Here is an 8,574-nt window from a genome sequence, read left to right as displayed (position 1 = left end):
GTCAATCCTTAAATCCTGGATATCCTGATTCTGACAAAATAAAATCACCAACTCCCACCAAAAATCATCCAATAACATCCTGAAAATCCTCAAATCCTGGATATCCTGATATGGCTTGCGCCACGCTTCGCTATCAGACAAAATCAAATCATCAACTCCCCACCAAAAATCATCCAACAACATCCTGAAAATCCTCAAATCCTGGATATCCTGATTCAGACAATTTTACCCCTTGACAAAATTCTCAGTTTCGACTATGCTTAGGTTATAGGTGGAAAAGTATGCGCCCACATATATAAGGTTTCCACATCCAGTATTTATCCAAAAAGAATTCCGCCTAACGGCGGGACAAGGGAAAAGAAAAAAGAGCAGAGGGCAAAAGAGCAAGAGTATAAAGGGCAACTAAGTCCTCGCCGCGCCACTACAAACAACCCGAAAACCAATACCGTCGTCGTTGTGGTCGAGGATGTTGTAGCCGCGGTAAGCAGAACGGCAACGTTCAGAATTGCTGAACCACGAACCACCGCGCAGCAGCTTTACATTGCTTAGGTTTATAAAAGCGCTACCATTTATAGGCGCATTTATATAATTTTCCTGCCAATTATCTTCGCACCATTCACACACATTTCCGTGCATATCATACAAACCAAAAGCATTAGGGGGAAAAGTTCCTACATCTGTGGTTTGTTCTCGATATTGTCCTTTTGGTGCAGCAGTGTAGGCAAACTCACCATTATAGTTTACCAAATCTGGGGTAATACTTTCACCAAAATAAAAAGGTGTCGTTGTTCCCGCCCTGCAAGCATACTCCCATTGTGCCTCACTGGGCAACTTATAGTTTTTACCTGTTTTTTGGCTTAACTTTTGACAAAATACGACTGCATCATCCCAACTCACAAATTCAGCAGGGCGATTATTACCTTTGAAATAAGCAGGATTATTCCCCATGATAGCTTGATATTGTGCTTGAGTCACAGAATATTTACCGATAAAGAAGCTGGGAACATTAACTTGATGTTGGGGACTTTCATAATAATATAATCTTCCCGTTTCATATGTCGGTGAACCCATGTGAAATGTTCCTGCGGGTATTTCCACCATTTCCAACTTCACCCCATTTCCCAAATCTTCCACAAAGTAATTTGCTGAGTGGTTGCGTTTGTTGATAATGCTTCCTTTTGCGTTGGTGGTGACAACTTCAAAAGTGAAAGTTTTGAGATGATTATTTTGTGATTGAATACCTAAAAACCTAAACCATTCTGTAATAGACTGAGGACGGTTTTGATAATCTAACTCCATTCCCTTGAGAATAGCATCATTTACCTTTTGACTAATTTGAGAATTGTATTTTTGCGGTGGTTCAATCGCCATTTTCATATCTAGCATAATCTTAGCATTCAGATAAGGACTAGGCAGAGGAATGAAAGGAGGTTCATGAACAGCGATAATTACATATAATGTCGCAGCTAAAGCATAAATATCTAACGCCGGAGTGAAATTACTTCTATTTTCAAATTGTTCTGGTGGTGCAAAAACCGGAGTTTTGGCATTTGTTAAACTCATCAATTCGGCAAAGTTGACTTCTCTGGCTAAACCAAAATCAATTAATATGGCTTTATTGTCTTCTTCTCTTAGTAAAATATTCGCAGGTTTAATATCTCGGTGCAGATAATTACGACTATGAATATAACTTAAAGCCTCTCCAATGCCTTTAATAATTTCTAAACCCGCACTTTCACTAAAAACACCATTCGCGTATAAATATTGTTCTAAATTTTTGCCTTTGACATATTCCATCACCATACAAGATAAACCATTTTCTTGAAACAGTTCAGGATACACTTTGACAATGTGAGGATGATCAAAGGTAGCTAAGACCATTGCTTCGGTGTTAAACTTGTCCTGTTCTTCTGCTAGAAAGTCTCCAAAACCTTCTGTATTCCCATATTTATCTCGATAGCGTTGTTTCAAAAAAGAGACATTGAGACTTTTGATAGCTACTTCTTTTTTGCGTTTATGATCTTGCGCTAAATAGGTAATACCAAATCCTCCCTGTCCAAGAGTATCAATAATTTCGTATTGTCCTTTTTTGAGTAGTTGCCCTGGGGTAAAATAAGCCATAATAAAATTTAAGTTGTCAGAATCAGGATTTAAGGATTTTCAGGATAAAGAGGAAAATAATTATATTGGTGTTGGAAAAGTCTATATATATGGGCGCACACTTTTCCACCTATAACATAAGGATAACTCAAGCTTTGAGTTTTGTCAAGTCTTGATGGATTAAATTGTCAGAATCAGGATGTCCAGGATTTGAGGATTTTCAGGATAAAGAGGAAAATAATTATATTGGTGTTGGAAAAGTCTATATATATGGGCGCACACTTTTCCACCTATAACATAAGGATAACTCAAGCTTTGAGTTTTGTCAAGTCTTGATGGATTAAATTGTCAGAATCAGGATGTCCAGGATTTGAGGATTTTCAGGATAAAGAGGAAAATAATTATATTGGTGTTGGAAAAGTCTATATATATGGGCGCACACTTTTCCACTCATAACATAATCATAACATAGGCTTTTGGCTTTGTCAAGCCTTGATGATAATTTTAATGATTTTGAATTAAACCGCATCTACTTTGAATCGCATAGTTTTTTCTTAATCGGGTTTTTGCTGATTACCTATCCACCAAGCCAAACCACCCATAAATAATACCCCCATAACTCCCTGTAAAGGATTATTATTCACACCAGTAACCCAATCAGGAACTTGACCCGAATATTGGGTTAATTGTCCCACATTAATGATGTAATAACCCCAAACCAACCCACCATGTAAACCAATAGGTAAACCCAAACGCCCCCGTTTCCAACGTTTTCCCCATACCTGCGTTAAGCCCAACAGCACCAAAGCCGGAAACTGGGGTAAAGTATGAATAATTGCCTCCAAAGGTTTAATAAAATGGGATACAGCAAATAAAATTGCATCTATCCAGAGAGCGATATTTAATTTATAATCTCGTTGTAACTCATCCAATAACCAACCCCGAAATAATAATTCCTCTGCAAAACCCACACCCAAACTAACTAATAAACCTTCTAAAATTATTCTCCCTAAAAATACTTGTGGTTGTTGCCATACCAACCAACCTAGTACACCTTCCAAACCAAATAAAACTAAAACAGTAGTTAGTCCAATAGCCAACCCCTGCAACACATTCACCCCATTCAGGTGTGTAAATTCTAAACCATAATGGCTGAATATTTTTGGTTGTTGATAAACTTGCTTACCCCAAATATTCAGCAGAAAAATAAACTCTACATATAATATCACCAGCGTCAAAATACTTTCTAAATTGGTATCTTTGACTAGCAAATAAATTGGTACAGCTAGGGGTAGCCATAAAAATAGTAAGGCCAGTATAAAACAAACCAGCCTCACAGGAACGGGGTATTGGGTAAGTTGAGTGAGATTAATTTTCATAAAGTTAGTCAGTTATCATTAGTCAACAATATACTGCTAATGACCAATGACCAATGACTATTCGTCAGGTTCAATCGTACTACTTAAACCATGATTATTGAGGGTTTCAGAATAGAACTCCGCGTGTTCTTGAGCGCACCTAATTACTAAAGCTAACCCGTTATGGTGAGCTTCCATCATAATACTAACAGCTTGCGGTTGGGTGATGCTATTAACAGTAGTCATTAGCACCTGTACTACATACTCCATCGGATTATAATCATCATTATGGAGCAAGACGCGATACTGAGGCGCAAGCTTGCGGGATGTAGAACGCTTCTCAATGGTTTCGACTGACACGATTCTTTGCTCTTTTATTGTTGATTTACTACAATACAGTCCTGTTAGGCATTTGCTCAACAGTTATTTACTTCTGCACTGCCGCGGTTTCACCTGGAAATACTTTTGGCGTTGCTGAGAAGTTTTTTCCTAAAACATCATAACACAAATAAAAGAAATTTGCATTGATAATGGGACAGAGAAAATTTTTCTTTGCCTTCTATCTCCTCACTAGCAACAGAAATTATTAAAATCAAGGAAACTGCAACATAGTTCCTACTCTAGATAGTTATGGATATCAGCCCAAAATTTCAACCAGGACAAATTGTGTCCTTGGATTATAGTCGTCAAAATCTTTATGCAGAAGTTATTGAAATCGTGGTTTCCCGTCAATTGTGCTGGGTGCGTCCTTTACTGCTTGTGAACTCTACCCAAGAATTACCACTTGTGATGGATTTACGAAATGTATCTGATTTGTTATGGCCATTAGATTTATTTAGACCGGCTCTAGATACAGAAGTTATTGCTTTTTTAGGGCAACTTTTTCCCAAAGAACTCAAATTTGAGCCTGATTTAGGAGCTAAACAACAATTTAATTTATTTATTCATCAACTGTGGCAAGCATATCAACAAGGACAAGAAACATAAAGAGACTTAATTGCATAGGTAACACTAGCAACATAGGATGCTAGTAAGCAGCGTTGATGCCCAGTGCGATGAGACTTATCCCCAAGTAGGAACTAACTGTACTCTACCAGCATCCATCTCTGCCATTAGTAATTCTAAAGCTTCATAGTCAACATCAGAGATATGACCAAGCTTTGTTAATTCTGAGTTAATCTCATTTTCGATTTCTGGCGTTAATTTGCGGATATGCAGGGCTTTTTCTACCAACTGACGAATCACGTATCGAGTTTTCATAACAAATAAACCAAATTGCAGTTACTAGTCATTATCTCAGACAATTTTCGGTATAAAAGGTGATTTATACCTCTCGATCCTGTGATTTAGATCACTACTAAATAATCAAGACCAGTTATTCGGTAACTCTGTTTTTATCAGCGACAAAGGTAAAAATAAGGGCTGACAACTACAGAGAAATTTTACTGAAACCACCTCCATTCCTAGCTTCAGCAATAGTATTGCTATAGCGACAGATGATTAATCTGCATTCAGAAGGCATAAGTAGATTGTTTTTTAACTTGCTAAAAAAAAATGTATATATAAGTACACTTTACCATTGACTTATGACAATCTTTAAATAAACCCACTCAACCTATAAAGATTGAGTAAAGAGACTTCCAACTTGTAGCCAAGTCAGAAAAAAGGTTATCTTCAAATCAAATGCAAATCTAAACTTATCAAAGCTTATATGATAATTTCAATATAATTCCTAAAATTTTGCGCCTTTGCTCCTTTGCGTCTTTGCGCGAAACATAATTCATGCAGCACCAAATTTACAAGATAAAATTATTGAACTCAAGTTAAAATCTCTAATTAATGCTATTCTTAGATTGGTTAGCTGTAATTTATGGTAGCTAGAAGATAGCAAGTGGCTGTTTTAGTTGAACAATTAATAACATCGGATATTTTAAAACCTGCTCGTTACCTGGGTAATGAGCGTTTAGCAGTCCATAAGCCTTGGGATACGGCAACAATTCGTTGGGTTTTGACCTATCCAGAAGTGTATGAGGTAGGAGCATCAAATTTAGGGCATATCATCTTATACAACATTTTGAATGCCCAACCTCGTCAATTATGCGATCGCGCTTACCTACCAGGAGCGGATTTAGCCGCAAAACTCCGCACTACGCAGACACCCCTGTTTGCAGTGGAATCTAAACGGTGGTTAACGGACTTTGATATTTTAGGCTTTAGTCTCAGTTACGAATTAGGCGCAACTAACATCTTAGAAATGTTAGATTTAGCCGGAATTCCCGTCACTAGAGAAGAACGGTTACAGGGAAATTACCCGCTAATTTTTGCCGGTGGACAAACAGCAACATCTAACCCCGAACCTTATACAGATTTCTTTGATTTCATCGTTTTGGGAGATGGTGAAGAACTACTTCCCGAAATAGGCTTGGTTTTAGAAGAAGGGAAAAAAACAGGCTGGAATCGAGAAGAACTATTATTAGACTTGGCACAAATCCCTGGTGTCTATGTGCCGCAGTTCTATGAAATGGGTATTGGTGGGGCTGTATATCCCCTGCGTCCAGATGTCCCCAAAAGAGTCCTGAGAAGAGTAGCTACGCCCATTCCTGCCTATTCTATTGGCTTAGTACCTTATGTAGAAACAGTCCATGATCGCCTCACCATTGAAATTCGTCGAGGTTGTACTCGCGGTTGTCGCTTCTGTCAACCAGGAATGCTAACTAGACCAGCGAGGGATGTCGAACCGGAAAAAGTAGTAGAAGCTATAGAAAAGGGAATGCGGGAAACTGGTTACAATGAGTTTTCCCTGTTGTCTTTAAGTTGTTCTGATTATTTAGCCCTACCAGCGGTGGGGATGGAAATTAAAAATCGCTTAAAAAATGATAATATTTCCTTAACCTTACCAAGTCAAAGAGTAGATAGATTTGATGAAAATATTGCTAATATCCTGGGAGGTACGCGCCAAGGTGGGTTGACCTTTGCCCCAGAAGCGGGTACACAAAGAATGCGGGATATTGTTAATAAGGGTTTGACAAATGAAGAATTATTGCGGGGTGTAAAAACAGCTTGGTCACAAGGTTGGGATAAAATCAAGTTGTATTTTATGATTGGTTTACCCGGTGAAACAGATGCCGATGTGATCGGTATTGTAGAAACGGTCAACTGGTTAAAACAGGAATGTTGGGAAAAAGGCCGAAGATCGTTAAACTTTACCTTGACCATTTCTAATTTTACCCCCAAACCCCATACTCCCTTTCAATGGCATTCAGTCTCCACAACGGAATTTGCGAGAAAGCAAAATCTCCTGCGACAAGAGTTTCGCAAAATGAAGAATGTGAAAGTAAATTTCACGGATTTTCGCATCTCCGCCATGGAAGACTTTATTGGTAGAGGCGATCGCACTCTGGGGAAAGTGTTACGTAGCGCTTGGGAACTGGGTGCAGGTATGGATTCTTGGTATGATAATGTAGATGCAGCATTTACAGCTTGGGAAACAGCCATTACCGAAGCCGGTCTAGACTGGAAATACCGTCAAGTTGAAAATGGCGAATGGAATCTGTTTGCTGCTGACAACAAAGAACCAGAAACCCTCTCACCTTTGGATACTCCCTTACCTTGGGATCATATTGATACTGGCATTGATAAAAAGTGGCTACAAGAAGACCTCCAACGCGCTCTAGAAGCCGCAATTGTCCCCGACTGCTCTTTTGAAGGTTGTTCTCATTGTGGAGTCTGTGGCACTGATTTCGGTCATAATGTAGTTGTGGCTGCACCACCCATTCCCAGCTTTACCGGTGATTTTGTTCCCAACACCACCAAAGCCCAACGATTGCGAGTATGCTTTGGTAAACAAGGGGATATGGCTTTGGTCAGTCACTTGGATTTAATGCGTCTATTTGATCGAGTTATGCGCCGTGCCAGTTTACCAATTACATTCACAGGTGGTTTTCATCCTGGTCCGAGGATTTGTCTAGCCAGTGCTTTGACTTTAGGTGCTACCAGTGAAGGGGAAATTGTTGATTTTGAGTTGACCCAAGCCATTGATATTGAAACTTTTCATGCCCAATTGGTTAAGCAGCTACCTACTGACATCCCTATATATAATGTGGTAGAAGTAGATATCAAGTCTCCCTCTGCTACCCAATCTCTAGAAGCAGCCGAGTATTTACTAACAGTGTCTATACCCCAAAGCGAGGTACAACCGGCACAATGGCAAGGTTGGATTGAAACTATTAAAAATCAAGAGGAGATTTTATCGGCACATACAACTAAATCCGGTAAGCAGCAATTAATAAATCTGCGCTATCGCCTGTGGGAGATAGAATTAGTATCATCCTCTCACCGAGAATCAGACTCAACAGCAGTATTGCGTTATTTGGGTGTCTGTCGTCCCGACGGTGTGATCTTGCGTCCTGAGCAAATATTGTCTATGCTAGAAACAGTGGCGAATGGAGAATTTCACCTCTTGCATATCCACCGCAAGCGTCTAGTTATTGGATAACTTGCTAGTAGTTGCCAAAAATTAGGACATTGTGGGAATTGATTTTTCGCAAGGTTGCGTTAGAATGATAATCAAGAGAAATTTTCTGGTGCTGCCTTGAATGACCGAAAAGACGGGACACAAGCCTCGTCCTTCCAGGACGGCTTTATGTTAAAATTTGGTCATAGTCGCCATAGGGCATTGGGAGACTTTAAACGGACATGGAGGGACGATAAGACCACTTGTGGCGTGTTCTGGCGAAGTGTCAAGAATCACCGCACCTTCAGTTCGGTGAGTATGTCAATTGATTCACTACCTGTGATCATCACGGGAGCGAAGGCAAAAATATAAGAGTGTAACTTCTAAGATTGTATCCCAGACAAATTCCGCTGCTGATTACAAACCACTCTCTCTATAGCTACCTTGTGAATCAATCACTAACAATAGCTTTCGTCAACTTCTCCATTCACTGATACATTCTATCTCTTAAATAAGACTTGCTTTGATTGCGGGCTTTTATGCAATTGCTGCAAATGCAAGTGTGTTTAATTGTAAAAAATACCACGTAAGTATTGACAGAGATTAAAACCCTGCCAAAATTCTTGTAAAGATGACTCAGTGAGTTATCTGCACCCAGCTAGA

Annotated in this window: 7 protein-coding genes; 2 read left to right on the top strand and 5 right to left on the bottom strand. The window is 39.2% G+C overall.

Going from position 1 to position 8,574, the window contains the following annotated elements; genetic code table 11:
- The 4 genes from FJR09_RS24745 to clpS all read right to left on the bottom strand — a co-directional run.
- On the bottom strand, nucleotides 1–183 hold a 183-nt coding region (locus FJR09_RS24745; protein WP_217361127.1), incomplete at its 3' end, for a hypothetical protein.
- A 219-nt stretch (nucleotides 184–402) separates the two neighbouring features.
- Complete coding sequence (locus tag FJR09_RS14950) at nucleotides 403–2,121, bottom strand: bifunctional serine/threonine-protein kinase/formylglycine-generating enzyme family protein (protein ID WP_168652668.1); 1,719 nt, start codon at nucleotides 2,119–2,121, stop codon at nucleotides 403–405.
- A 533-nt stretch (nucleotides 2,122–2,654) separates the two neighbouring features.
- Nucleotides 2,655–3,479, bottom strand: a complete 825-nt coding sequence (locus tag FJR09_RS14945) for a CPBP family intramembrane glutamic endopeptidase (RefSeq protein WP_168652669.1) — start codon at nucleotides 3,477–3,479, stop codon at nucleotides 2,655–2,657.
- A 57-nt stretch (nucleotides 3,480–3,536) separates the two neighbouring features.
- Nucleotides 3,537–3,818 carry an ATP-dependent Clp protease adapter ClpS gene (gene clpS, locus FJR09_RS14940; protein WP_041457654.1) on the bottom strand — a complete coding sequence of 94 codons (282 nt, stop codon included), beginning with the start codon at nucleotides 3,816–3,818 and terminating at the stop codon, nucleotides 3,537–3,539.
- A gap of 270 nt (nucleotides 3,819–4,088) precedes the next feature.
- On the opposite strand from clpS, the gene FJR09_RS14935 reads away from it, so the two are divergent.
- A complete protein-coding gene (locus FJR09_RS14935; protein ID WP_015078742.1) occupies nucleotides 4,089–4,445 on the top strand; it encodes a hypothetical protein in 357 nt (118 codons plus the stop codon).
- 75 nt (nucleotides 4,446–4,520) lie between these two features.
- On the opposite strand, the gene FJR09_RS14930 is transcribed toward FJR09_RS14935, so the two are convergent.
- Nucleotides 4,521–4,718: a hypothetical protein gene (locus tag FJR09_RS14930; RefSeq protein ID WP_015078743.1), complete on the bottom strand. Its 198-nt coding sequence runs from the start codon at nucleotides 4,716–4,718 to the stop codon at nucleotides 4,521–4,523.
- Between the two features lie 631 nt (nucleotides 4,719–5,349).
- On the opposite strand from FJR09_RS14930, the gene FJR09_RS14925 reads away from it, so the two are divergent.
- Nucleotides 5,350–7,953: a TIGR03960 family B12-binding radical SAM protein gene (locus FJR09_RS14925; RefSeq protein WP_168652670.1), complete on the top strand. Its 2,604-nt coding sequence runs from the start codon at nucleotides 5,350–5,352 to the stop codon at nucleotides 7,951–7,953.
- Nucleotides 7,954–8,574 lie beyond the last annotated feature (621 nt).

The organism is Dolichospermum sp. UHCC 0406 (genome assembly GCF_009712025.1).
Classification (GTDB): Bacteria; Cyanobacteriota; Cyanobacteriia; order Cyanobacteriales; family Nostocaceae; genus Dolichospermum; species Dolichospermum lemmermannii.
This window is presented reverse-complemented; position numbering and strand designations above follow the sequence as displayed.